Origin of the sequence: Mycobacterium sp. E1386, assembly GCF_001672745.1 — a bacterium.
Lineage (GTDB): Bacteria > Actinomycetota > Actinomycetes > Mycobacteriales > Mycobacteriaceae > Mycobacterium.
This window is the reverse complement of the sequence record NZ_LZKH01000254.1, coordinates 19,492-44,340: the sequence shown is the minus strand read 5'-3', so window position 1 is coordinate 44,340 and position 24,849 is coordinate 19,492. Positions and strand designations below refer to the sequence as shown.

The following is a 24,849-nucleotide window of genomic DNA, read 5'->3' as shown; positions in this document are numbered from 1 at the left end:
GCGGCCTGGACCGCGGGCCGCTAACGAATCTGCAAGCCGGTCAATGCCCGCGAGATCACCAGGCGCTGGATCTCGCTGGTGCCCTCGAAGATGGTGAAGATCTTGGCGTCGCGGTGCATCCGCTCGACGGGATAGTCGCGGGTGTAGCCGTTGCCGCCCAGGATCTGGATCGCCTCGTCGGTGACGTAGACGGCCGTTTCACTGGCCACCAGTTTGGCCATCGACCCCTCCGCCGCGTCGAACGATTGGTTGTTGCGCGCCATCCACCCGGCCCGCCATACCAGCAGACGGGCGGCGTCGATGCGGCTCTTCATGTCGGCCAGCTTGAACGCCACCGCCTGGAATTCACCGATCTTGCGGCCGAATTGCTCACGCTGGCAGGCATAGTCGAGGGCGTACTCGTACGCGGCCCGGGCGACGCCGACCGCCATCGCGCCGACCGTGGGCCGGGTGCGCTCGAAGGTCTTCATCGCCGCCTGGCTCCGCGCCGAGGCGCCCGACTTGACGCGGGCGATCCGCGCCTCGAACTTCTCCCGCCCACCGAGGATGTGGTCTTCGGGAAGCCGCACGTTGTCCAGCACCACCTCGGCGGTGTGGGACGCCCGAATCCCGTGCTTCTTGAACTTCTGTCCCTGCGCCAGCCCGTTGACCCCCGCGGGGACGACGAAGGTGGCCTGGCCGCGGGTGCCGAGCTCGGGGTAGACCGATGCCACGACGATGTGCACGTTGGCGATGCCGCCGTTGGTCGCCCACGTCTTGGTGCCGTTGAGGACCCACTCCCCGGCGGCCTCGTCGTAGCGGGCCCGGGTGCGAATGGCGCCGACGTCGGAACCCGCGTCGGGCTCGGACGAGCAGAACGCGCCCAGCTTCGGCTCGTCGGCCGTACCGAACATCTCGGGCAGCCAGCGGCCCAGCTGTTCGGGAGTTCCGTTGCCCGCCAGGGCCGCCGCGGCCAGGCCGGTGCCCATGATGGACAGCGCGATGCCGGCGTCGCCCCAGAACATCTCCTCGAATGCGGTGAGCATGCCCAGCCCGGTGGGCTCGGCCGCCTGCTGCGCGAAGAAGTCGGGAGAGTACAGGCCCACCTTCGCGGCCTCCTGGATCACCGGCCACGGGGTTTCCTCCCGTTCGTCCCACTCCGAGGCGGCGGGGCGGATGACGTCGGCGGCGAACTTGTGCACCCAGTCGCGCACCTCGATCACGTCGTCGGTCAGCTGCAATGAAAAAGTCACGGCTTCACTCCTGAATTATCTGTGCTCTCAACGGTTTCCGTATTGGGCGAGGACGCTGACGGTCTGGCTGACCCACGCCTCGAAGTACCGCTCCTCGTCGATGTTTCCCGGCAGGCGGCCGGTCAGCGCCTGCAGCGTTGCGGCATAGGACAACGACCCGATGGCGACGGCGGCGGCCGCCTCCGGATCGGGGATGCGGGTGCGGCCCGACCGGTTCGACGCGGCCAGTTCGTCGGCGAAGCGCTGATAGGCGTTGTCGGTGATGACCTGCCAGGTCTTCTCGTCGAGATCGCCGAGCTCGTCGGGTTCCCGCAACATGACCTTGAGCAGGTCCTCGCTTTCCTTGAGGTTGCTCCAGATCAGCTGGCCGGCTGTGCGCACCGCCTGCTCGACGCCGCCGGGCTGCCCGGCGTCGTACTGCTCGCGTGCCGCCACGATGCTGTCGATCCGGTGCGCGACGGCGGCCTCGAGCAGCTCGCGCTTGGAGCCGAAGTGCTTGTACAACGCACCCGATCCCGGCGCCAGACCCGATGCCCGCTGGATGTCGGCCACCGACGTCGCCGCGTAGCCCTTGGCGGCGAAGAGCTTCAGCGCCTCGGCCAGCAGCCGATCGCGTCCGGAGGCGAGCATGGTGAGAGAGTACTCACTCACTACTCCAGGGGCAAAATGACCCCAGTCGCAGCCGCGGGACGCCGGGCCGAAGATTGGCGCTAGATTCTCTGCGAAACGCCACGAGGCCTGAGCGCGGCGAATCGATCTCGGTGTGAAGGTTGTGGTCAGGTGGTCGACACCGTCGCCGTCCCGGCGCGGCGAGCTGCACAAGAGGAGCCTGACATTCGCGTGTTACCGCACGTAGATCTGCCGATGCGAGTGTTGTCGCTGCGCACCATCGTCGTCGTCGCGGCGGTGTCGGTGATCACCCTCGTGGTGCTGCTGGGCACCTGGGTGTGGGTCGGTGTCACCAACGATCAATACAGCCAGCTCGACCGCCGGCTCGACTCGGTCAGCAGCCTCGGCGACATCAATTCACTGCTGCACAACGTGGAGCACGCCAGCCCCGACCAGCCCATGCCGGACGGCAACCTGGTGCGCACCGCACGGATCGGAGACGAGACCGTCTCGGCGCCCGGCAATATCGTGCTGCCCAAGCTGCCCAACGGGTACGCGAACACCACCATCAACGGGGTGCAATACCGCGTCCGTACCTTCTCTGCGGGGCCCGCCTCGATCGCGCTGGCCGCGCCGTTGGCCGAGGCCCAACACCGGATCAACGAGCTGCACCTGCGGGTGCTGTTGATCTGTGCCAGCGTCATTGGCGGCACGGTGGTCGTCGGCTGGGTGATCTCGTTGATCATGGTCAACCCGTTCCTGCTGCTGGCCCAGCAGGCCCGCGCCATCAACGCCCAGTCCAGCCCCGACGAGGTCCAGGTGCGCGGGGTGCGCGAGGCCGTGGAGATCGCCGAAGCCGTCGAGGGGATGCTCGCGCGCATCGGCAAGGAGCAACAGCGGACCAAGGCCGCCCTTGAGTCGGCCCGCGACTTCGCGGCAGTCGCCTCGCACGAGTTGCGGACCCCGTTGACGGCGATGCGCACCAACCTGGAGGTGCTGTCCACCCTCGACCTGCCGCGTGAACAGCGCCAGGAGGTCATCGGTGACGTCATTCGGACCCAGAGCCGCATCGAGGGCACCCTGACGGCGCTGGAACGGCTGGCGCAGGGCGAGCTCACCACCGTCGACGATTTCGTCCCGTTCGACATCACCGAACTCTTGGACCGGGCCGCACACGACGCCCTGCGCATCTACCCCGAAGTGGAGGTGTCGCTGGTGCCGTCGCCGACCGTGTTGATGGTGGGGTTGCCCACGGGGCTGCGGCTGGTGATCGACAACGCCATCGCCAACGCCGTCAAGCACGGCAACGCCGGCAAGATCCAGCTCACGGTGAGCAGCTCCAGCGAGGGCGTGGAAATAGCGATCGACGACGACGGCACCGGTGTGCCGGAATCGGAGCGCGCCACGGTGTTCGAACGCTTCGCGCGCGGTTCGACGGCCTCGCGTTCGGGATCCGGTTTGGGTCTGGCGCTGGTCGCCCAGCAGGCCGAATTGCACGGGGGCACGGCGGCGTTGCAAACCAGCCCGCTCGGGGGGACCCGGCTGTTGCTCAACCTGGCCGGCGATGGGCGCGGCCCCGCGTAACGTCCGTCGCAATTTCCGGCCCCGGGAACGGGTGGAAACAGTTGGCCGATTCTTCGTTAAGTCGACGACAATTCGGCCGTTTTTAGGCGCCGCCATTCCTGCCACGCATTCGCATGACCCGCTCGCACTGAAGCTTTCGGCGGTGACTTCGTGACCACTGTGTCTGCAGTGGCATACGAGGTTGTTTGACGGATGACTTATAAGGGGAATACCGGCGGTCAGAACAATCGCGTAATTTCCTGCCCGTGGCCGGAGGTAAAGCTAGTGAATACACGAACGGTCGAACCCCACTAGACTGATGCGCCAAGCCCGTCTTTTAGACGCTGAGCAATCGGAGGGAAATCATGGTGCTGCAGGTGCAATCGGAAGCAGTGCTGGCGTCGTCGTCCGCGGAGGCGGCCATCAGCGCGGAAACTCAGGCGGCGGCGTCGGCGGCCGCGCCGGTGCTGTTGGGAGTCCTGCCGATGGGCGGGGACCCCGACTCGGCGATGTTTGCGGCGGCGCTGAACGCATGTGGCGGAAGCTATCTCGGAGTGGTTTCCGAGCACGCCGCTCAGCGCGGCCTGTTCTCCGGCGCGCAGAGCCTCGCGTCGGGAACGTACGTCGTCACCGAGCTCATGCGTAGCTTGGCGTTGGCGATCGGCGCCTGAGACCAGCGACGCACAAAGGGGGAAGTACGCATGGCCGATCCGGGGTGGGCCGCGCGTACGCCTGAGGACAATGATTTGTTGCTCAAGGCGGGCGCCGGCGTCATCACCCATCTGGCCAACCAGGCTGCGTGGACGGCGCTCGCGGCCACCCATCACGGCTCGAGCATCGCCTCGACGATCAACACCGTGGCCACGTCGGCGAGCTGGGTGGGCACCGGCTCCCTGGCCTCCGCGGCCAACGCCACCGCGCTGAACGCGTCGCTGCACGGGCTGGCCGGGTGGGTGGACGTCAAGCCGGCCGTGGTTTCCACGGCGGTCTCGGCGTATCAGATGGCGTACGGTTCGATGCGCCCCGCGCCCGAATGCATCGAGAACCGCACCGAATGCGCCACCGACTACGGCATCAACCCCCTCGTCCTCGGGGCTTTGACGCCCCGCATCACGTCGCTGGAACTCGAGTACTTCGGATCGATGTGGCCGAACAACTCCGCCGTCGGCGCCAGCTACGGGGCGATTCTCACCGCGCTGACCCAAAGCCTCGCCATTCCGCCGCCGCTGGCAACCATGGGTGCGTCGCCGGCGGCACCGGCGGAGGCGGCCTCGGCGATCGGTCAGTCCGCCGCCCAGGTCGCGGCCGGAGACGGCATGCGCTCCGCTCTTCAGGGCGCGCAGACGGGCACGCAGGGCGCGGGCCAGGCGGCATCGGGCGGCCAGGACTTCATGAGCCAGGCCGGATCGTTCATGGAGCCGGTGCAATCGATGATGGGCGCGGTCCCGCAGGCGATGCAGGCGCCCATGCAGATGATGCAGGCGCCGATGCAGATGATGTCGCCGCTGCAATCGATGATGGGCATGTTCGCCAACCCCGGCGCCATGGCAGGGGCGGCGCCGGGAGTTTCGGCCGTCTCGGCGACGGAGATGTCGGCCGTAGGCGCCTCGGGCGGCGGCGGGGCCGCATCCCTGGGCGGTGCGGGTATGCCCGCGACCAGCTTCACCCGTCCCGTCAGCGCGTTCGAGCCCGTCAGCAGCGGGCGGCCGGTCGGGTTGCGGCCGAGTGGGGCGTTGGGGGCCGAGGCCATCCGTCCGCAGACCACCACGGTCGGCGGCGGCACACCAATGGGCGGCATGCCGGTGGGGCATGGGGCGGGAGGAGAGCGCGGATCCCGAGACAAATCGGAACAGCCCGCGACGGTGCGGGTTGTCGACACCAGAGTGTGAAGCCGGCCCGGCCAAGGGTGAATCGACAGGTCCAAATAGCCCTCATACACTTCGTTTCATGCCCCAGGTAATTCCCGGGGGAGGGCAGCAGTAGTTAGGAGAAACCGCAAGTGGACAGTTCAACAATCCAAGTATCGTCGCAGGTGCTTCGCGACGCTTCCAACCACATTCAGGCGAACATGGAGCACGCGATCGCAATCGCTCAGGGCTACATCGCAAATCACGAAAACGTGATGAACCCTTCGACCTGGTCTGGTGAAGCGGTGACCGCGTCCCACGCGACGGCTATCGAAATTCAGAACGACCTGAACAAGGTCCTGTCCGGCGGAACCCGCCTGGCCGAGGGCCTCAAGCAGGCGGCGGCCTTGATGGAACACCACGAGGCGGATTCCACACACGCCTTCAGCGCGCTATTCGGCGGCCACGGCTCCTAACCGCCCCACTCGCTCGTAATTTCACTATTGGTCTTTGAAAGGAAGCTCGCAAATGTCCAACCCGATCACTTATAACCCGGGCGCCGTCGCCGATTTCGCCTCCGACATCGGCTCCCGCGCCGGCCAGCTGCAGGGAATTTATGACGACACCTCGAACCGGACCAACCAGCTGACGGAATTCTTCGCCGGCCATGGTGCGAAGCAATTCTTCGAGGCGCAAGCGCAGATGCTGTCCGGTCTGCAGGGGCTGATCGACACCGTGAGCCAGCACGGGACGACGACCTCGCACGTGCTGGACAACGCGCTCGCGACCGACCAGAACATCGGCCACTTGTTCGGCTGAGATCGGCTAACCACCGCGATTGAAGGTGGGGCAGATGCGTGAGCGCATGTGCCCCCCTTCGGCGTCTGGCCCGCCGGTTCGATGGGCGCGCTGCCCTGAAAGCGAAGTGAGATGCTGACGACGACGGTCGATGGCCTGTGGGTGTTGCAGGCGGTTGCAGGGGTGGAGCAGACGTGCCCCGAGTTGGGGTTGCGCCCGTTGCTGCCGAGGCTCGACACCGCCGAGCGGGCGCTGAGCCACCCGATCGCGGACGAGTTGAGGACTGCCGGCGCCCTCGACGAGGCCGACAATGTCGACCCGATGATCCGCGAGTGGCTCACCGTGCTGTTGCGGCGGGACTTGGCGCTGATGGTCAGCATCGACGTGCCGGGGCGCGAACCGACCCGGGTGTCCATCTGCCGCTTTGCCAGCTGGTGGGTGGTGCTGGAACGCCACGGCGAGCTCATTCGCCTGTATCCGGCCGGCACCGCCAACGACGAGGGTGGGGCCAGCGAACTCGTCGTGGGGCAAGTCGAGCGGTTGTGCGGTGTGGCGGAGGCGGCGCCGTTGCGGCCGGTCACCCTGGACACCGAACAATTGCTCGCGTCGGTGCGCGACTCCGCCAGCCTGCGGACCTTTCTGCTCGCCCAGCGCCTCGACGCCGATCAATTGCAGCTCGTGCTCGCTGCCGCCGACCCGGCGCGCTCGGCGCGCGCGTCCATCGTCGCGCTGCAGGCCGGGGTCGGGCCGGACGAACTTGCGCGGGTGGCGGTCGGCGATTCGTCCGTGTCCATCGTCGACACCCCGTCCGGACGCGTCTGCATCGAGTGCGTCATCTCGGGGCAGCGGCGCTACCAGATCGTCTCGCCGGGTTCGCGCAGCGACATCAGTGGCGCCGTGCAGCGGCTCATCCGCCGCTTGCCCGCGGGCGACGAGTGGTACTCGTATCGGCGGGTGGTCTGAGGAGGGGGACGATTTCTCAACTGACGCAAGATAAGTCAGTTAACCAATGCCGTGGAATAGCAACCCCTTACGTTCTTGAAGGGTTTCTTGATCGGTAAACGCGGTATCGCCGAGCGTGTTAGCATCGCGACGTGACGAGCCCTTGGAATGACCCGAATATGTCGGACGAAGGGGCGCTCAGACGGGGGGATCCGTCAGGGGGCCGCAACTTCCCGGATTCGGTGTCGGACACCATGCGCATTACCGATCTGGCCGCGCCTCGAAAGATTCCTCCGGGCTCGGGTTGGCGGAAATTCATCTACGTCATCTCTTTTAAGAAAATAAACCCGGGTGAATCACCCAGTGAGCGGCACTACCGGGACTTGCAGAACCGTATCCGGCGGCACATCCGGCGCCAGTACGTGATCACGGTGGTGTCCGGCAAGGGCGGCGTCGGCGTTTCGACGATGGTCGCCTGCATCGGTGGCGTGTTCCGAGAATGCCGCCCGCAGAACGTGATTGCGATTGACGCGGTCCCGGGTTTCGGCACGCTGGCCGATCGCATCGACGAGTCGCCGCCGGGCGACTACACCGCCATCATCAACGACACCGACGTCCAGGGCTACGCGGACATCCGTGAACACTTGGGGCAGAACCCGATCGGACTCGACGTGCTGGCCGGAAACCGCACGTCGGATCAGCCCCGACCGCTGGTGCCGGCGATGTTCTCGGGTGTCCTGTCGCGGCTGCGGCGAACCCACACGGTGATGATCGTCGACACCTCGCCGGATTTGGAACACGAGGTGATGAAGCCGGTTTTGGAGAACACCGACACGCTCGTGTTCGTTTCCGGGATAACCGCGGACCGCTCCCGGCCGGTGCTGCGGGCCGTGGACTACCTGCGGTCGCAGGGCTACCACGAGCTGGTCTCGCGCAGCACCGTGATCATCAACCACACCGATCAGATCGCCGACAAAGATGCGCTGGCGTACTTGACCGAGCGGTTCAGCAAGGTCGGCGCGACCGTCGAAGAGATGCCGTTCGATCCGCACCTGGCCAAAGGCGGGCTCATCGACACGGTTCATGAATTAAAGAAAAAGACGCGGTTGCGGCTTTTTGAAATCACCGCCGGCCTGGCCGACAAATACATTCCGGATGCGGAGCGGACGGCGCCGTGACATCGGCGCATAAGGTCGCTTTCCCGGCGCGCTGCGCGGTCAACATTTCCTACGAGAAGCATCTCTGCTCCCAAGTGTTCCCGGCCGGAATTCCGGTGGAGGGATTCTTCGAGGGAATGGTCGAGCTCTTCGACGCCGATCTGAAGCGCAAAGGTTTTGACGGCATTACGTTGCCTGCGGGCAGCTACGAACTGCACAAGATCAACGGTGTCCGGCTGGACATCAACAAGAGCCTGGACGAGCTGGGCGTGCAGGACGGGGACACCCTGGTGCTGGTGCCCCGGGTCGCCGGCGAATCCTTTGAACCGCAGTACGAGTCGTTGTCGACCGGCTTGGCGGCCATGGGCAAGTGGCTCGGCCGCGACGGCGGGGACCGGATGTTCGCCCCGGTGACGCCGCTGACGGCCGCGCACACCGCCGTCGCGATCATCGCGATGGCGGCCGCGGTGGTGGTGGCGCCACCGGTGCGGCGAGGACCTCGACCGGCGGCGGCGGGGCGCCGTTGGCCGGCGGCGGTCCGGCCGGCGGAGGGAACGCCGGGTTCGGCGGCATGGGCCGCGGCATCGGCAAAGTCCCTTGCGGCGCAGCGGCGATGATCGAGCCCACGATGGTGCCGTGCGCGTCGCAATCCGACAGGCCGTCCTCACCCATGATGTAGTCACCGCCGGGCACGGCCGGCAGCCGCGGGTTGGGCGAAATGCCGGTGTCGATGACCGCCACCGGTACGCCGTTGCCGGTGCTGTATTGCCAAGCCTTGCTGATGTTGAGCAGGTTGAAGCCCGGCGCCAGCTGCGCCACGTCGGGATTGCGCACGGTGATGGGCGACGAGCAGCTGTTGGCGCGCCGCATCGGTTGGTCTGGCCTGGGCGGCCCGTCCGGGGGCACCAATCCCGGATCCACCTGTGGGGGTGTAATCGCTTGCGCGGCAGGGATATTCGCGGACAGCGCGACCAGGGTCAGGGCGGCAGTCACCGCCGCCGCCCTCTTTAGTGGCGAATCCACGTGAACAGCCCTCCCAGGGCCGCCGCCGCTGGCAGCAGGACGATGAACGCCAACACTTCCACCCATTCCACGGTCAACCGGATGAAGGGCCTGAACCGCACCGTCGGCACCAGAAGCGCCGCGGCCAGCCCGCACGCCGCGAAGGCGGCGATGGCCACCGCCGGCCAAAGCAGGCCGCTCACAACGTCTTTCGGTTCGTAGATGGCGTATTTGACCACTCCGGCGCATACCGCGGCCGCGGCCCCGCAGGCGAGTGCGACGGCCTGGTACTTGGCGGCGAATCCCCGGCCCTGGGTGATGAAGATGCCCACCACCAGCCCGGCGACCACCAGCGCCAGCCACGCCCAGGGACGCCCCGGCGTCAGCACCCCCCACACGGCGCCGGGCAGGACGATCGACACCCCGACGCACACACCGACCTGGACCGCGTTGACCAGCCGCGCCGACGCGGCGATCGCCGCGCCGCGCGCGGTGATGTCGGTCAATTCGTTGTCCTCGTCCTCGGATTCGTCCTCGCTGACGGGAGAGACCGTGTCGACGGGCATGCCCTCGCGGCGCGCGAATAGGTCGCGGCCGGTGATCGATCCGAAGTGAGGTGGCCGCACCCGGGCGACCCACAGCGCGATCAGCGGGGTCATCCTGACCAGGATCAGCGATCCAACCAGCACGCAGATGGCCAGCACCTGAGCCGACGCCGGGCGGAACATCCGTACGACGGCAACGGCGGCGAGGATCCCGCTCACCGTCACCACCGCGGTGACGACGGCGGTCTGCCACCGCTTGCGTGTCATCACGCCGATGGCGATGGCACCCAGGATCACGATCACGAGGCCGATCACCCCGTGCGCCGCCCCCGCCGCCCGAGGGAGGGGGCGCCACGGCCGCCTCCAACGGGCCGCCGGACCCGCAGACCGAGGACGAACCCGCGGTGCCCCCGCTTCCGCCCGGAGCGCCCGACGGGGTGGTGGGCGTGGCCCCGCACGCGACCATCATCTCAATCCGCCAGTCTTCCAGGGCTTTTGAGCCGGTCAACCCTGGCCCGGGGGATCCCAACTCCGACGAGAAGGTCAAAGCCGGCACGCTCAACACGGTGGCGCGCGCGGTGGTCCACGCGGCCAACATGGGTGCCAAGGTGATCAACATTTCCGTCACCGCCTGCCTGCCGGCGGTGGCCCCCGCCGACCAGCGGGCATTGGGCGCCGCGCTGTGGTACGCGGCCACCGTGAAGGACGCGGTGGTGGTGGCCGCCGCCGGAAACGACGGGGAAGCGGGCTGCAACAACAACCCGATGTACGACCCGCTCGACCCGTCGGATCCGCGGGACTGGCATCAGGTCAAGGTGGTTTCGTCACCCTCGTGGTTCTCCGACTACGTCCTGTCGGTCGGTGCGGTCGATGCCACCGGCGCCGCGCTCGACAAGAGCATGTCGGGCCCGTGGGTGAGTGTGGCGGCGCCGGGCACCCACATCATGGGTCTCTCGCCCCAGGGTGGCGGGCCGGTCAACGCGTACCCGCCGTCGAGGCCGGGTGAGAAGAACATGCCGTTCTGGGGCACCAGCTTCTCGGCCGCCTACGTCAGCGGCGTCGCGGCGCTGGTCCGGGCGAAGTACCCGGACCTGAGCGCCCATCAGGTGATCAACAGGATCGTGCAGTCAGCGCACAATCCGCCTTCGGGAGTGGACAACAAGGTCGGGTACGGGTTGGTCGATCCCGTTGCGGCACTGACGTTCAACATTCCGCCTGGTGACCGGATGCCCCCGGGTGCGCAGAGCCGGGTGATCAGGCCGGCCCCGCCGCCTCCGCCGGCGGACCACCGGGCGCGCAACATCGCCATCGGGTTCATCGGCGCGGTGGCCGCCGGTGTGCTCGTGGCCGCGATCGCGGCGCGGCTGAGGAGGGCGCGGTGAGCTCCACGCTGACCGGCTTCAGCCGGGGCAGCAATCGGCGGGTCCTCGGGGTGTGGGTGGTGTTCTTGCTCGCGGCCGCGAGTTGGGCGGTGGCCGGCTACATCGGTGCGGCGATCGCCGCGGCGGTCGGCGTCGCGACGGTGTTCGTCCGCTGGTGGGGTCAGCCGGCGTGGTCATGGCTGGTGTTATGGCGGCGGGGGCGGCGCCCGATCCGCTGGGACGCCCCAATCACCGTGGCCAACAACCGATCCGGCGGCGGGGTCCGGGTGCAAGACGGTGTTGCGGTGGTGGCCGTGCAGCTGCTCGGTCGGGCACACCAAGCGACCTTGGTGACGGGTTCGGTGACCGTCGAAACCGACAACGTCATCGATGTCGTCGAATTGGTGCCGATGATGCACCAGGCGCTGGGGCTGCGGCTCGACTCGATCAGCGTCGTCTCACTCGGTTCCCGGCACGGCAACATCGGCGATTACCCGCGGGTGTATGACTCGGAGATCGGCACGCCGCCGTATGCGGGCCGGCGCGAGACCTGGCTGATCATGCGGCTGTCCATCATCGACAACACCCAAGCGCTCCGCTGGCGCACCACGGTTGGCGCCGCGGCCATTTCGGCGGCGCAGCGCATCGCGGGCCTGCTGCGCTGCCAGGGGCTGCGGGCGAAGGTGGCCAACGCCACCGATCTGGCCGAGCTCGATCGGCGGCTGGGGTGCGACGCCATCGAGGGGGAGACGCAGAGATGGAAGGCCATCCGCGGTGAGGCCGGCTGGATGACGACCTACGCGTATCCGCCCGACGCGATCGCCTCGCGCGTGCTGTCGCAGGCGTGGACGCTGCGCGCCGACGAGGTCATCCAGAACGTGACCGTGTATCCGGATGCGACCTGCACCGCGACCATCACCGTGCGCACGCCCACGCCGGCTCCCACCCCGCCGAGTGTGATCCTGCGCCGGCTAAACGGGGAACAGGCCGCGGCCGCCGCGGCCAACATGTGCGGCCCGCGCCCCTTTCTGCGGGCGTTGCGGCCCAGCCCGCTGCCCGAGCAACTGCTCACCGAGATCGGCCCTTCGGGCGTGCTGATCGGGAAACTGAGCAACGGGGACCGCCTGCTGATCCCCGTCACCGATGCCGGCGAGCTGTCAAGGGTTTTCGTGGCCGCCGACGATCCGGTCGCCAAGCGGATCGTGATCCGCACCGCCGGTGCCGGCGAGCGGGTGTGCGTGCATACCCGCGACATGACGCGCTGGGCCAGCGTGCGGATGCCGGAGATCGGCGTCGTCAGCACGGCGCGGCCCGCGCCGCGCACCACCGTCAGCGTCGTGGAGCACGTTGCCCCGATCTCACCCACCCCGCGACCCGCGACCGTGATCACCATCGCCCCGTCGGGCACGCGGCTGCCCGAGGGACACCGGCACAACTTCGAGGTGATCATCGAACAGGTCGGCCCGGCGATGGTGCGGGTCAGCGCGGCGGGGAAGGATTGGCTGGTCGAGATGGACATGTTCCGCGCCGAGCACCGCTACGTGAGTCTCGACCCGGTCACCATGTCGGTCACGTAGAACGTCAAGGATCCAAAGGGCACACGCAATGGGTGATTTACAAACTGCCCGTAGGCATTTCGATCGGGCCATGGCGGTGATGAGCAGGCAGGGCCGGGCGGCGGCGCTGCCGGAGTTCGTCGCGGCCACCGACGCCGATTCGTCGATGGCCGACGCGTGGCTGGGCCGCATCGCCTGCGGTGACAACGACCTCGCCTCGCTGAAGCGGCTCTATGCCACCAGCGAATGGCTGCACCGCGAAACGACCCGCATCGGACGGACGCTCGCCGCGGAGATCCAGCTGGGGCCCTACATCGGAATCACGGTGACCGACGCATCCCAAGTGGGGTTGGCGCTGTCGTCGGCGCTGACCATCGCCGGCGAATACGCCGAGGCCGACAGGCTGCTGTCCAATCGCGACCTGCTCGATTCTTGGACCAACTATCAGTGGCACCAGCTGGCCCGCGCGTTCTTGATGTACACGACGCAGCGCTGGCCGGACGTGTTGTTGGCCGCCGCCGAGGAACTTCCGCCGCAGGCGATCATCATGTCGGCCGTGACGGCGTCGATCTGCGCGCTGGCGGCCCACGCCGCGGCACATCTCGGGCAGGGCCGGGTCGCGCTTGACTGGCTCGACCGCGTCGACGTGATCGGGCAGACCAATGCGTCGGGCCGCTTCGACGCCGACGTGCTGACCGCATCGATCGGGCCGGCCGATATCCCGCTGCTGGTCGCCGATTTGGCGTATGTGCGCGGGATGGTGCATCGCCAGCTGCGCGAGGAAGACAAGGCCCAGGTCTGGCTGTCGAAGGCCACCATCAACGGCGTTCTGACCGAGGCCGCGAAGGCGGCTTTGGCCGACCCGAACCTGCACCTGGTCGTGACCGACGAGGAAACCATCGCCAGCCGGACCGATCGGTGGGATGTGTCGACCGCCAAGAGCCGTGACGAGCTGGACGACGACGCTACCTCGGAACGGCGCGCCGAATTGCTCGCCGAGGGCCGGGCATTGCTGGCCAAGCAGGTCGGGCTGGCCGCGGTCAAGCAGGCCGTGTCGGCGCTCGAAGATCAGCTCGAAGTGCGGATGATGCGCCTCGAGCATGGCCTGCCGGTGGAGGGACAGACCAACCACATGCTGCTGGTTGGTCCGCCCGGTACCGGCAAGACGACCACCGCCGAAGCGCTCGGCAAGATCTACGCCGGCATGGGCATCGTCCGCAACCCCGAAATCCGGGAGGTCCGGCGGTCGGACTTCTGCGGCCACTACATCGGGGAGTCGGGGCCCAAGACCAACGCGTTGATCGAAAAGTCGCTCGGCCAAATCATTTTCATGGACGAGTTCTATACCCTGATCGAGCGGCATCAGGACGGCACACCCGACATGATCGGCATGGAGGCCGTCAACCAGCTCCTGGTGGCGCTGGAAACACACCGCTTCGACTTCTGTTTCATCGGTGCCGGTTATGAGGATCAGGTGGACGAATTCCTCACCGTGAATCCGGGTTTGGCCGGCCGGTTCAACCGCAAGCTGCGCTTCGAGTCGTATTCGCCGGCCGAGATCGTCGAGATCGGTCACCGTTACGCGGCGCCGCGCGCCAGCAAGCTCGACGACGCCGCGCGGGAGGCATTCCTGGACGCGGCGACGACCATCCGCAATTACACGACGCCGGGCGGTCGGCACGGCATCGACGCCATGCAGAACGGCCGGTTCGCCCGCAACGTCATCGAACGTGCCGAGGGATTTCGGGACACCCGCGTGGTCGCGCAAAAGCGCGCTGGCCAAACGGTGACGGTCGAGGATCTGCAGATCATCACCGCCCCCGACATCGAGGCCGCGGTGCGCAGCGTGTGCTCGGACAATCGCGACATGGCGGCCATCGTCTGGTAAGCCCCGGCCGCCAAGCCTCGTCGGGTGTCAGGCCGGCTCGAAGCGGAAGACGGCCAGCCGCCCCGCCAACGCTTCGAATTCGTCGGCCGTCCCATCACGCACCACCCCCGATCGTTTCGCGAACGCCACGCCGACGGGCACCCGGGCCGGAAACGCCCGGAGCACAGGCCGCGCCTCCCCGACGGAGAGTTCGACGATCCGGACCTGCCGGGACCGTCGTCCCCGGCTGAGCGTGCCGGTGCCGGCCGCCCGGGCGTTGGCCGCCCAGTCGGCACCCGGATAGCCCGCCACGACGTAAAGGCCACCCTGAAACTCGAATGGCGTCATCGGAGTGCTGCGAGGCCGACCCGACTTGCGGCCGGGGACCGTCAGCACCATGGCGGGTCCGGTGGGAATCCCGAGGCGTTGGACCGCCATCATCACCCTGTTCATCGGCTTGAGGAAGCGCGGCGGACGCGGTTCGGACATTCGCGGTTCCTTTGCTAACTCGCCCGGGCGAAGACGTCGCGGTGCCCGGCGACCCATTGGCTGAAGGGCGACGCCGGCCGGCCGAGGATCCTCTCCACGTCGTGGGTGACGAGCGCGGGTGCATCGAGCGTCGCGGCCAGCATGGCGATGTAGGCGTCCGCGAACTCGGGGGTGAAGCCCAACGCGAGGAAGCGTTCGCGCACCGCGGCATTCGGTATCTCGCGGTACTGCAGCGGCCGACCCAGGACTGCGCCGATGACCTCGACCAGCTCTGAGTTGGTGAAGGCTCGCGGACCGGTCAGCGGGATCCGCTGCCCGACAAGCTCATCGGTGAGCAACGCCCGCGCCGCCACCGCCGCGATGTCGGTCTCGACGATCGGTGCCGTCGAGGCCGCGGCGTACGGCCCGAAAACCACATCGCCCGAACGGATTTGCGGGGACCACATGCCGGCGAAGTTCGTCGCGAACACGGTCGGCCGCAGGCTCACCCAGGTCAGGCCGGAGTCGACGGCGAGCTGCTCGACCTCCTTGTTGCGGTCCCCGCGGAAGCGGGACGGCTGCCGGGCGAAGTCGTCGTCGGCGTTGATCGCCGAGAGCGCCACCAGCTTCTTCACCCCGGCGCGCACGCACTCGGTCACCACCTTCTGCAGGTCCTCTCCCAGCGCCCGGGAATTGAGGAACACCGCCGACGCGCCGGGCAGCGCCCCGGCCGCCGACCCGACCGGTTCGACGCCGGGCGGAAACCCGGCCGTCTCCGGCGTGCGGGTCACCGCGCGCACCGGCGCGCCCGCGGCGGCGAGGGCGGCGACGAGAGGGCGTCCGACGTTGCCGGTCGCCCCGGTTACCACAATGGTCATGGGAAGGCCCCTTTCTCGTAATTTTTTGCGGTGTTCCAAGGACGGGGCGAAGGGTGCGAAAGTTACACCGGGAAACCTGTAACTTTTCACCGCAGCGGATCGTCGAAGAGTCATGAACCAGTCGCAGTCAGCGGGCGACCAGGTCGCCGAGGCCTGGCGTCGTCACCGCCCGTATCTGGTCAACCTCGCCTACCAAATGCTCGGCGACGTCGGCGAGGCGGAAGACGTTGCGCAGGAGGCGTTTCTGCGGCTCTCTCGGGCGGACGTCGACGAGATCGAGGACGTCCGAGGCTGGCTGACGGTGGTGGCGAGCCGGCTCTGCCTCGACCAGGTGCGCTCGGCGCGCGCCCGCTACGAACGACCGGGCGAGGTCCAGGAGCGGCCGACGCCGCACCGCGCCGACCCGGCCGACCGGGTCACCCTCGACGACGAGATCCGCGCCGCCTTGCTGGAAGTGCTGCGCAGGCTCAGTCCCGGGGAACGGGTCGCCTTCGTGCTGCACGACGTGTTCGGCGTCCCGTTCGAATCGATCTCCGAAACCGTGGGCCGCCCGGTGGGCACCTGCCGCCAGCTGGCGCGCAGGGCGCGGGCGAAATTCGTTGCCGCGCAACCCAAGACCAATGAGGTGGCCTCGGCCGAACACCAGCTCGTCACCGAGAAGTTCATCACCGCATGCGCCAACGGCGACGTCGCCGCGTTGGCCGCCGTGCTGGACCCGACGGTGTGGGGCGTGGGCACGATCCTCGCCGATCCGCCGCCACCGCCGCAGATCAACCACGGGCCGGATGCGGTGGCCACCAACCTGCTGCGCTACCTATGGCCGGACGTGACGTTGGTCAGCGGCCCCGTCGGGCAACCGGTGCTGTTGGCGTTCACCGATCGCCGGCTCTTCGCCGTCATCGTGCTGACGATCAGCGGGTCCCGCGTGGCCAAGATCGAGGCCATCGCCGACCCGGCCGCGCGGATGGGACCGGCGGCCGAACGGGGTTAGCCCGGCCGGTCGTCGTGCCGCGCCGCGAAATAGCCCGCGATCGTCGCCGTGACCTCCAGGAATTTCCGCCGCGTCGCCGACGCCATTTCGCGGCTCACATCGATCACACCGCCGGGCCGCAGGTGGGGGTCGAAGGGCACCTCGATCACCGGCCGGCCGTGGTCGATGAATTCGCGGGCCAGCAACGCCCGGGTGCGTTTGTCGGCGTGGCCGTCCGAATCGTTGAGCACGACGACGCTCTTCTGCAGCAGTGTGTCGAAGCCCTGATCGGCCAGCCACTCCAGGGTCCTGGCGGCAGCGTTCGCCCCGTCCGCCCACGGCGAGGAGACCACGATCAGCGCGTCCAGATCGCGCAGCACCTCCTGGGTGACCGGCGCGTCCATCGTTGAACCACAGTCGATCACCGAGATCGCGAAATGGCGGTCGAGGCGTAACGCGGCCTCCCGGTAGATCGCGGGATCGAGCACCCGGCGCGGGCCGGACGCCGGTTCACCGCCGAGCACGTGCAGGCCGGCGGAGTTGCGCCCCACCCGGGCGACGACATCGGTGAAAGACTGCAGGTTCTTGTCGGCCGTGAGTTCCCAGAACGATCCGGACGACCCCGGGTCGATTCGGCTGCTGAGTCGGCCGAAGGCGGTGTCGGCGTCGATCGCGACAACGTGATCCTGCCGCCGGAGTTCGGCGAACAGCGAACCGACACTGGCGGCCACCGACGTTTTTCCGACCCCGCCCTTGCCCAGGACGCCGACCTTGTAGTTGCCGACCAAGCGGGCCCGGATCGCCGCCTCGAATTGGGCGTCCTGTAGCTGCGCGGGTGACGGACCGAGCCTGACGAGGCCGAAAGTGATCAGCCGGACCACGCGTCGCCAACCGCGGTCGGGTGTTGCGTCGACGGCCGTGGTGGACCGCGCCGGAGCGGCCGCGGTCGGCGGCGCCGCAGTGGCGGGTGCGGGGGCCTCCTGGGGAGCCGACATCGCGGGCGGTCGCGGGAAAACAGGCGGGGCGGCGGGCTGTGGAGGTGGCGCGGGCGGACGCTGCGGAGGCGCCGGTGGCCGCGCTGGAGGCGCCGATGGTGGCCGCGGTGCGAGGCGCTGGCCGACCGCAGGCGGCGGCGGCACACTCCTGGGCTCGGGCCCGGGCGGGCGCGTCGCCGGCGTAGCGGGCGGCGGCTGCAGACGGTCCCGCAGGAATTCGTCGGGCTCGTTCATGGGCTCCTCGGATGCCAGGCGATCGGTCGGCGCTGGTGGGTGCGTCCTGGGCTAGTGATAAGCGCCACGGCAAACCGTCGGCGCCGGATGCGGACCAGTGCCCGTCCAGTATCTCCTCCGTGCCGCCCATCGCTACCGTGCAAACTTAGCAGCGCTCGGTTTCGCGCGCCCGCGACGGCATGTGCCGCCCGCTGAGCACGATCATGCGCGCCGATTCCGAGGCTGTGGGCAAGCACGCGGGCGGCGTCAGCAAACATTGATCCGCGGTGGATCCGGCACATCGGACCGCCGGATGTGGCGCGGCCGTGACGAAAACTCCAGCGCCAAAAGTGCACGTCCGCCGGGGTGTCGCCCTACGGCCGCCGAGAAATTTACGGTGCTGCCAGCTGGCGGTTAGACTTGACGAAGTTGGCATGTCAGGCGGGTATTGTCATATCGTTTTACGACTTGTCGAGACCGGTTTCCAGGCCACCGTTCAGCGCTGCACGGACGCATCCCTAACAGGATCATCTCCACCTGGGGGACAGCCTATCGAGACAAGACCGAGGGGTCTTAAGCCCGCAACCTCCGGGTGCGACTCCGTCGGAGCAGCTGTTAACGGCAGCTCAACGTTCAGGTGAAGGGTCAGGTGCATATGACGCCCAAGCGCGTCGGGTTATACAACCCCGCGTTCGAGCACGACTCGTGCGGGGTAGCCATGGTCGTCGATATGCACGGCCGTCGTACCCGCGACATTGTCGACAAGGCCATCACCGCGCTGCTCAACCTCGAACACCGCGGTGCGCAGGGCGCCGAGCCGCGCAGCGGTGATGGTGCCGGCATCCTGATCCAGGTCCCGGACGCCTTCCTGCGCGAGGTCGTGGATTTCGAGTTGCCCCCGGCGGGCAGTTATGCCACCGGTATCGCTTTCCTGCCGCAGTCGTCCAAGGACGCCGCGGCCGCCTGCGACGCGGTGGAGAAGATCGCCGAAGCCGAGGGCCTGACGGTGCTCGGCTGGCGGAACGTGCCCATCGACGACTCGTCACTGGGCGCGCTGTCCCGCGACGCGATGCCCACATTCCGGCAGGTGTTCATGGCCGGTGCGTCGGACATGACGCTGGAGCGCCGCTGCTATCTGGTCCGCAAGCGCGCCGAGCACGAACTCGGCACCAAGGGTCCCGGGCAGGACGGGCCCGGCCGCGAAACCGTCTATTTCCCAAGCCTTTCCGGTCAGACGATGGTCTACAAGGGCATGCTGACCACGCCGCAGCTCAAGGCGTTCTACCTTGACCTGCAAGACGATCGGATGACCAGCGCGCTGGGCATCGTGCATTCGCGCTTCTCCACCAACACCTTCCCGTCGTGGCCGCTGGCCCATCCGTTCCGTCGGGTGGCCCACAACGGCGAGATCAACACCGTCACCGGCAATGAGAACTGGATGCGTGCCCGCGAGGCGTTGATCAAGACCGATGTCTTCGGCACGGAAGCCGATGTGGAGAAGCTGTTCCCGATCTGTACCCCGGGCGCCTCGGACACCGCGCGTTTCGACGAGGCGCTCGAACTGCTGCACCTGGGTGGCCGCAGCCTGGCCCACGCGGTGCTGATGATGATTCCCGAAGCGTGGGAACGCAACGAGTCCATGGACCCGGCGCGGCGGGCGTTCTACGAATTCCACGCGTCCTTGATGGAGCCCTGGGACGGCCCCGCGTCGATCACGTTCACCGACGGCACCATCGTGGGCGCTGTACTGGACCGAAACGGCTTGCGCCCCTCCCGGATCTGGGTCACCGAAGACGGCTTGGTGGTGATGGCTTCCGAGGCCGGTGTCCTGGACCTGGACCCCGCCAAGGTGGTCCGCCGGATGCGGTTGCAGCCGGGCCGGATGTTCTTGGTGGACACCACACAAGGGCGCATCGTCTCCGACGAGGAGATCAAGGCCGAACTCGCCGCCGAGCACCCGTACCAGGAATGGCTGGACCGCAACCTGGTTCCCCTCGACAAGCTGCCGCAGGGCGACTACGTGCGGATGCCCCATGATCGACTCGTCAAGCGGCAGCTGACATTCGGCTACACCTATGAAGAGCTCAACCTGTTGGTGTCGCCTATGGTGCGCACGGGCGCCGAGCCGATCGGCTCGATGGGCACCGACACCCCGGTCGCGGTGCTCTCGCAGCGGCCCCGGATGCTCTACGACTACTTCCAGCAGCTGTTCGCGCAGGTGACCAACCCGCCGCTGGACGCGATCCGCGAAGAGGTGGTCACCAGCTTGCAGGGCACCACCGGCGGCGAGCGCGACCTGCTCACGCCGACCGAGCAGTCCTGCCACCAGATCGCATTGCAGCAGCCGATTCTGCGCAACCACGAGCTGGCCAAGCTCGTCAACCTCAATCCCGACGACGAGGTCAACGGGCGCCCGCATGGCATGCGGTCCAAGGTGATTCGTTGCCTGTACCCGGTCGCCGAGGGGGGCGCCGGATTGGCGGCGGCGCTCGATGACGTACGCGCACAGGCGTCTGCCGCGATCGAGGACGGTGCGCGGGTCATCATCTTGTCGGACCGCGAGTCCGACGAGCAGATGGCGCCCATCCCGTCGCTGCTCGCCGTTTCCGGAGTGCACCATCATCTGGTGCGCGACCGGACGCGCACCCACGTGGGTCTGGTCGTGGAGACCGGTGACGCCCGCGAGGTGCACCACATGGCGATGCTGATCGGGTGTGGGGCGGCGGCGATCAACCCCTATCTGGTGTTCGAGTCGATCGAGGACATGCTCGACCGCGGTGCGATCGACGGCTTCTCGGATCGGCAAGAACGCGAGAAGGCGCTGAACAACTACGTCAAGGCCGCCGGCAAGGGCGTGCTCAAAGTGATGTCCAAGATGGGCATTTCGACGCTGGCCTCCTACACCGGCGCGCAGCTGTTCCAGGCGGTCGGCGTTTCAGAGGACGTGCTCGACGAGTACTTCACCGGGTTGAGCTGCCCGATCGGCGGGATCACGCTGGAGGACATCGCCGCCGACGTCGCGGCTCGCCACCGGCTGGCCTACCTGGACCGCCGCGACGAGCGCGCGCACCGCGAACTCGAGGTGGGCGGCGAGTACCAGTGGCGCCGGGAAGGTGAGTACCACCTGTTCAACCCGGAGACCGTATTCAAGCTGCAGCACTCGACTCGCACCGGGCAGTACAAGATCTTCAAGGACTACACCCGCCTGGTCGACGACCAGAGCGAGCGGATGGCGTCGCTGCGCGGCCTGCTGAAGTTCCGCGGCGGTGTGCGTCCCCCGGTTCCGCTGGAAGAGGTCGAACCCGCCAGCGAGATCGTCAAGCGATTCTCCACCGGGGCGATGAGCTACGGCTCGATCTCGGCCGAGGCGCACGAGACGCTCGCCATCGCGATGAACCGCCTGGGCGGGCGCTCCAACAGCGGGGAAGGCGGCGAGAACGTCAAGCGCTTCGACCGCGACCCCAATGGGGATTGGCGCCGCAGCGCCATCAAACAGGTCGCTTCGGCGCGTTTCGGCGTCACGTCGCACTACCTGACGAACTGCACCGACATCCAGATCAAGATGGCGCAGGGCGCGAAACCCGGTGAGGGGGGCCAGCTTCCGGGACACAAGGTGTACCCGTGGGTCGCCGAGGTGCGCCACTCCACACCGGGCGTCGGGCTCATCTCCCCGCCGCCGCACCACGACATCTACTCCATCGAGGATCTCGCGCAGCTGATCCACGACCTGAAAAACGCCAACCCGTCCGCGCGGGTGCACGTCAAGCTGGTCTCCGAGAACGGGGTGGGCACGGTTGCGGCCGGCGTTTCCAAGGCGCACGCCGACGTGGTGTTGATCTCCGGCCACGACGGTGGCACCGGCGCCACCCCGCTGACGTCGATGAAGCACGCCGGGGCGCCGTGGGAACTGGGCCTGGCCGAGACGCAGCAGACCCTGTTGCTCAACGGGTTACGTGACCGGATCGTCGTGCAGGTGGACGGTCAGCTCAAGACGGGCCGCGACGTGATGATCGCCGCGCTGCTCGGCGCCGAGGAATTCGGCTTCGCCACCGCTCCGCTGGTGGTGGCCGGCTGCATCATGATGCGAGTGTGCCACCTGGACACCTGCCCGGTCGGCGTGGCCACCCAGAACCCGGTGCTGCGGGAGCGGTTCACCGGTAAGCCCGAGTTCATCGAGAACTTCTTCATGTTCATTGCCGAAGAGGTCCGGGAATACATGGCGCAGTTGGGTTTCCGCACCCTCAATGAGGCCGTCGGCCAGGTCGGCGCGCTGGACACCACGCTGGCCCGCGCGCACTGGAAGGCGCACAAGCTCGACCTCGCGCCGGTGCTGCACGAGCCGGAGTCGGCGTTCATGAACCAGGACCTGTACTGCAGTTCCCGGCAGGACCACGGCCTGGACAAGGCGCTCGATCAGCAGTTGATCGTGATGAGCCGGGAGGCGCTCGATTCCGGCAAGCCGGTGCGCTTCTCCACCACCATCAGCAACGTCAACCGCACGGTGGGCACCATGCTCGGCCACGAGGTGACGAAAGCGTATGGCGGGCAAGGGCTTCCGGATGGCACTATCGACATCACGTTCGACGGATCCGCGGGCAACAGCTTCGGTGCCTTCGTGCCCAAGGGAATAACCTTGCGGGTCTACGGCGACGCCAACGACTACGTCGGCAAGGGATTGTCCGGCGGCCGGATCGTGGTGCGCCCATCGGACAACGCCCCGCAGGACTACGTGGCCGAGGACAACATCATCGGCGGCAACGTGATCCTGTTCGGCGCGACCAGCGGCGAGGCCTTCCTGCGCGGGGTGGTCGGCGAGCGGTTCGCGGTCCGCAACTCCGGCGCCCACGCCGTCGTCGAGGGCGTGGGTGACCACGGATGCGAATACATGACGGGTGGCCGGGTTGTGATCCTTGGCCGGACTGGCCGCAACTTCGCGGCGGGAATGTCAGGCGGTGTGGCTTACGTGTACGACCCGGACGAGGAACTTCCGGACAATCTCAACATCGAGATGGTCGACGTGGAGACGTTGGACGAAGACGATGCCGAATTCCTGCACGGCATCATCCAGGCCCACGTGGACGCGACCGATTCCGCGGTCGGCCAGCGGATCCTGGCGGACTGGCGCGGGCAACAACGCCACTTCGTCAAGGTGATGCCACGCGACTACAAGAAGGTGCTGCAAGCGATCGCCGAAGCCGAGCGCGACGGCGTCGATGTGGACAAGGCGATCATGGCGGCCGCACATGGCTGATCCGAGCGGCTTCCTGAAGTACACGCACCGCGAACTGCCGAAGCGCCGGCCTGTCCCACTGCGGTTGAAGGACTGGCACGAGGTCTACGAGGACTTCGACGAAGGAACCCTGCGTGAGCAGGCGACCCGCTGCATGGATTGCGGTATCCCGTTCTGCCACAACGGGTGTCCGTTGGGCAACCTGATCCCGGAATGGAACGACCTGGTGCGCAGGGGTCGCTGGCGCGACGCGATCGAGCGGCTGCACGCCACCAACAACTTCCCGGACTTCACCGGGCGGCTGTGTCCGGCGCCGTGTGAACCGGCGTGTGTGCTTGGCATCAACCAGGATCCGGTGACCATCAAGCAGATCGAGCTCGAGATCATCGACCACGCCTTCGAGGAAGGCTTCGTGGTGCCGCTGCCCCCGGACAAGCTGACCGGGAAAAAGGTCGCCGTGGTGGGTTCGGGCCCGGCCGGTTTGGCGGCGGCTCAGCAGCTGACCCGGGCCGGCCACACGGTCACCGTTTTCGAGCGGGCGGATCGGATCGGCGGGCTGCTGCGCTACGGCATTCCGGAATTCAAGATGGAGAAGCGCGTTCTCGACCGGCGCCTGGACCAAATGCGTTCCGAAGGAACCGAATTCCGCGCCGGCGTCAACGTCGGGGTCGACATCACCGCCGAACAGCTGCGCGCCGACTTCGACGCGGTGGTTCTGGCCGGCGGCGCCACCGCGGGGCGGGACCTGCCCATTCCCGGTCGGGACCTGGACGGGATCCACCAGGCGATGGAGTACCTGCCGTGGGGCAACCGGGTGCAGGAGGGCGACGACGTCCTAGGGCCCGACGGGGAACCCCCCATCACCGCGAAGGGCAAGAAGGTCGTCATCATCGGCGGCGGTGACACCGGGGCGGACTGCCTGGGTACCGCGCACCGGCAGGGCGCGACCGTCGTGCACCAGTTCGAGATCATGCCGCGACCACCGGACACACGCGCCGAATCGACTCCGTGGCCGACCTACCCGCTCATGTACCGGGTGTCATCGGCGCACGAAGAGGGCGGCGAGCGGGTGTTCTCGGTGAACACCGAGAAGTTCATCGGCGAAGACGGCCGGGTGACGGCGCTGAAAGCGCATGAGGTCACCATGCAGGACGGCAAGTTCGTCAAGGTGGACGGCTCCGACTTCGAGCTCGACGTCGACCTGGTGCTGCTGGCCATGGGATTCGTCGGGCCGGAAAAGGAGGGCCTGCTCACCGACCTCGAAGTCAAGCTCACCGACCGCGGCAACGTCGCGCGCGGTGCCGACTTCGACACGTCGGTCCCCGGTGTGTTCGTCGCCGGGGACATGGGCCGCGGCCAGTCGCTGATCGTCTGGGCGATTGCCGAAGGCCGGGCCGCCGCCGCGGCCGTCGACCGCTACCTGATGGGTGCGACCGCGCTGCCGGCGCCGGTCAAGCCGACCGCCGTCCCGCTCCAGTAGTCACAGGAGTCACACCAGAAACAGAAGCACCAACTGTCGGCGAGTCGCCTCCCGTTTGCCAGACCGTGGTGTCTAATAGCCTGTTGTGGGCTCGGTCACACGGGCATCGGATTGGGGCCCCGGCTGAACGGAACGA

Annotated in this window: 18 protein-coding genes and 3 pseudogenes; 14 read left to right on the top strand and 7 right to left on the bottom strand. The window is 67.7% G+C overall.

Features of this window, described 5'->3' with window-relative positions; translation table 11 throughout:
• Window positions 1-20: 20 nt before the first annotated feature.
• Together A5709_RS25670 and A5709_RS25665 are read right to left on the bottom strand one after the other, a co-directional pair.
• Entirely contained in the window at window positions 21-1,232 is a 1,212-nt protein-coding gene (locus A5709_RS25670; RefSeq protein ID WP_067946487.1) for an acyl-CoA dehydrogenase family protein, read from the bottom strand.
• A gap of 27 nt (window positions 1,233-1,259) precedes the next feature.
• Window positions 1,260-1,862, bottom strand: coding sequence for a TetR/AcrR family transcriptional regulator (locus A5709_RS25665; protein ID WP_067946484.1), 603 nt, complete (start codon window positions 1,860-1,862; stop codon window positions 1,260-1,262).
• Between the two features lie 234 nt (window positions 1,863-2,096).
• Between A5709_RS25665 and A5709_RS25660 the strand changes: the two genes are divergently transcribed.
• The 8 genes and pseudogenes from A5709_RS25660 to eccD (A5709_RS25625) all read left to right on the top strand — a co-directional run.
• Window positions 2,097-3,425 carry a sensor histidine kinase KdpD gene (locus A5709_RS25660; protein WP_067946482.1) on the top strand — a complete coding sequence of 443 codons (1,329 nt, stop codon included), beginning with the start codon at window positions 2,097-2,099 and terminating at the stop codon, window positions 3,423-3,425.
• Between the two features lie 344 nt (window positions 3,426-3,769).
• Complete coding sequence (locus A5709_RS25655) at window positions 3,770-4,075, top strand: PE domain-containing protein (RefSeq protein WP_067946481.1); 306 nt, start codon at window positions 3,770-3,772, stop codon at window positions 4,073-4,075.
• Between the two features lie 30 nt (window positions 4,076-4,105).
• Window positions 4,106-5,293 (top strand): PPE family protein, encoded by a 1,188-nt coding sequence (locus A5709_RS25650; protein ID WP_067946478.1) that lies wholly within the window; start codon window positions 4,106-4,108, stop codon window positions 5,291-5,293.
• A gap of 110 nt (window positions 5,294-5,403) precedes the next feature.
• Window positions 5,404-5,727: a WXG100 family type VII secretion target gene (locus A5709_RS25645; RefSeq protein ID WP_066953556.1), complete on the top strand. Its 324-nt coding sequence runs from the start codon at window positions 5,404-5,406 to the stop codon at window positions 5,725-5,727.
• A 52-nt stretch (window positions 5,728-5,779) separates the two neighbouring features.
• Window positions 5,780-6,070 carry a WXG100 family type VII secretion target gene (locus A5709_RS25640; protein WP_067207998.1) on the top strand — a complete coding sequence of 97 codons (291 nt, stop codon included), beginning with the start codon at window positions 5,780-5,782 and terminating at the stop codon, window positions 6,068-6,070.
• A gap of 111 nt (window positions 6,071-6,181) precedes the next feature.
• Window positions 6,182-7,012, top strand: a complete 831-nt coding sequence (locus tag A5709_RS25635) for an ESX secretion-associated protein EspG (RefSeq protein ID WP_068123477.1) — start codon at window positions 6,182-6,184, stop codon at window positions 7,010-7,012.
• 131 nt (window positions 7,013-7,143) lie between these two features.
• Window positions 7,144-8,169, top strand: a complete 1,026-nt coding sequence (locus tag A5709_RS25630; protein ID WP_156622511.1) for a MinD/ParA family protein — start codon at window positions 7,144-7,146, stop codon at window positions 8,167-8,169.
• Window positions 8,166-8,660 (top strand): annotated as a pseudogene (gene eccD, locus A5709_RS25625) (type VII secretion integral membrane protein EccD); the annotation flags it as partial. The gene A5709_RS25630 and the pseudogene eccD (A5709_RS25625), both read left to right, overlap by 4 nt.
• On the opposite strand, the pseudogene A5709_RS27830 reads toward eccD (A5709_RS25625), so the two are convergent.
• Window positions 8,614-9,171: pseudogene (locus tag A5709_RS27830) on the bottom strand (type VII secretion-associated serine protease); the annotation flags it as partial. The pseudogenes eccD (A5709_RS25625) and A5709_RS27830 overlap by 47 nt on opposite strands.
• Complete coding sequence (eccD, locus tag A5709_RS25615; RefSeq protein ID WP_231987074.1) at window positions 9,156-9,992, bottom strand: type VII secretion integral membrane protein EccD; 837 nt, start codon at window positions 9,990-9,992, stop codon at window positions 9,156-9,158. The pseudogene A5709_RS27830 and the gene eccD (A5709_RS25615), both read right to left, overlap by 16 nt.
• Between eccD (A5709_RS25615) and mycP the strand changes: the two are divergent.
• The 3 genes and pseudogenes from mycP to eccA all read left to right on the top strand — a co-directional run.
• Window positions 9,889-11,077 (top strand): annotated as a pseudogene (gene mycP, locus A5709_RS25610) (type VII secretion-associated serine protease mycosin); the annotation flags it as partial. The gene eccD (A5709_RS25615) and the pseudogene mycP overlap by 104 nt on opposite strands.
• Complete coding sequence (gene eccE, locus A5709_RS25605; RefSeq protein WP_068010599.1) at window positions 11,074-12,633, top strand: type VII secretion protein EccE; 1,560 nt, start codon at window positions 11,074-11,076, stop codon at window positions 12,631-12,633. The pseudogene mycP and the gene eccE, both read left to right, overlap by 4 nt.
• A gap of 28 nt (window positions 12,634-12,661) precedes the next feature.
• A complete protein-coding gene (eccA, locus tag A5709_RS25600; RefSeq protein WP_067944389.1) occupies window positions 12,662-14,500 on the top strand; it encodes a type VII secretion AAA-ATPase EccA in 1,839 nt (612 codons plus the stop codon).
• Between the two features lie 27 nt (window positions 14,501-14,527).
• Here eccA and A5709_RS25595 read toward each other — a convergent pair whose 3' ends face one another.
• The gene (locus tag A5709_RS25595; RefSeq protein WP_068010595.1) at window positions 14,528-14,968 is read right to left on the bottom strand and encodes a nitroreductase family deazaflavin-dependent oxidoreductase; all 441 of its coding nucleotides are present in this window, start codon (window positions 14,966-14,968) and stop codon (window positions 14,528-14,530) included.
• 14 nt (window positions 14,969-14,982) lie between these two features.
• On the bottom strand, window positions 14,983-15,825 hold the full coding sequence (locus tag A5709_RS25590) for an NAD(P)H-binding protein (protein WP_067944393.1): 843 nt from the start codon (window positions 15,823-15,825) through the stop codon (window positions 14,983-14,985).
• Window positions 15,826-15,937: 112 nt separating this feature from the next.
• On the opposite strand from A5709_RS25590, the gene sigI reads away from it, so the two are divergent.
• Window positions 15,938-16,816, top strand: coding sequence for an RNA polymerase sigma factor SigI (gene sigI, locus A5709_RS25585; protein ID WP_067944396.1), 879 nt, complete (start codon window positions 15,938-15,940; stop codon window positions 16,814-16,816).
• Here sigI and A5709_RS25580 read toward each other — a convergent pair.
• Window positions 16,813-18,024, bottom strand: a complete 1,212-nt coding sequence (locus A5709_RS25580) for a MinD/ParA family protein (protein WP_068123468.1) — start codon at window positions 18,022-18,024, stop codon at window positions 16,813-16,815. The two genes, sigI and A5709_RS25580, sit on opposite strands and share 4 nt — an antisense overlap.
• Window positions 18,025-18,658: 634 nt before the next feature.
• Here A5709_RS25580 and gltB point away from each other — a divergent pair.
• Together gltB and A5709_RS25570 are read left to right on the top strand one after the other, a co-directional pair.
• Window positions 18,659-23,254 (top strand): glutamate synthase large subunit, encoded by a 4,596-nt coding sequence (gene gltB, locus A5709_RS25575; RefSeq protein WP_068123464.1) that lies wholly within the window; start codon window positions 18,659-18,661, stop codon window positions 23,252-23,254.
• The gene (locus A5709_RS25570) at window positions 23,247-24,713 is read left to right on the top strand and encodes a glutamate synthase subunit beta (protein ID WP_068010586.1); all 1,467 of its coding nucleotides are present in this window, start codon (window positions 23,247-23,249) and stop codon (window positions 24,711-24,713) included. The genes gltB and A5709_RS25570 overlap by 8 nt, the downstream gene beginning before the upstream one ends.
• The last annotated feature ends 136 nt before the right edge of the window (window positions 24,714-24,849 follow it).

Coding starts and splice junctions, on each gene's coding strand:
- sigI (WP_067944396.1), top strand. CDS start 15,938: ATGAACCAGTCGCAGTCAGCGGGCGACCAGGTCGCCGAGGCCTGGCGT.
- eccA (WP_067944389.1), top strand. CDS start 12,662: ATGGGTGATTTACAAACTGCCCGTAGGCATTTCGATCGGGCCATGGCG.
- A5709_RS25650 (WP_067946478.1), top strand. CDS start 4,106: ATGGCCGATCCGGGGTGGGCCGCGCGTACGCCTGAGGACAATGATTTG.
- A5709_RS25660 (WP_067946482.1), top strand. CDS start 2,097: ATGCGAGTGTTGTCGCTGCGCACCATCGTCGTCGTCGCGGCGGTGTCG.
- A5709_RS25595 (WP_068010595.1), bottom strand. CDS start 14,968: ATGTCCGAACCGCGTCCGCCGCGCTTCCTCAAGCCGATGAACAGGGTG.
- A5709_RS25665 (WP_067946484.1), bottom strand. CDS start 1,862: ATGCTCGCCTCCGGACGCGATCGGCTGCTGGCCGAGGCGCTGAAGCTC.
- A5709_RS25640 (WP_067207998.1), top strand. CDS start 5,780: ATGTCCAACCCGATCACTTATAACCCGGGCGCCGTCGCCGATTTCGCC.
- A5709_RS25590 (WP_067944393.1), bottom strand. CDS start 15,825: ATGACCATTGTGGTAACCGGGGCGACCGGCAACGTCGGACGCCCTCTC.
- A5709_RS25655 (WP_067946481.1), top strand. CDS start 3,770: ATGGTGCTGCAGGTGCAATCGGAAGCAGTGCTGGCGTCGTCGTCCGCG.
- A5709_RS25635 (WP_068123477.1), top strand. CDS start 6,182: ATGCTGACGACGACGGTCGATGGCCTGTGGGTGTTGCAGGCGGTTGCA.
- A5709_RS25570 (WP_068010586.1), top strand. CDS start 23,247: ATGGCTGATCCGAGCGGCTTCCTGAAGTACACGCACCGCGAACTGCCG.
- gltB (WP_068123464.1), top strand. CDS start 18,659: ATGACGCCCAAGCGCGTCGGGTTATACAACCCCGCGTTCGAGCACGAC.
- A5709_RS25580 (WP_068123468.1), bottom strand. CDS start 18,024: ATGAACGAGCCCGACGAATTCCTGCGGGACCGTCTGCAGCCGCCGCCC.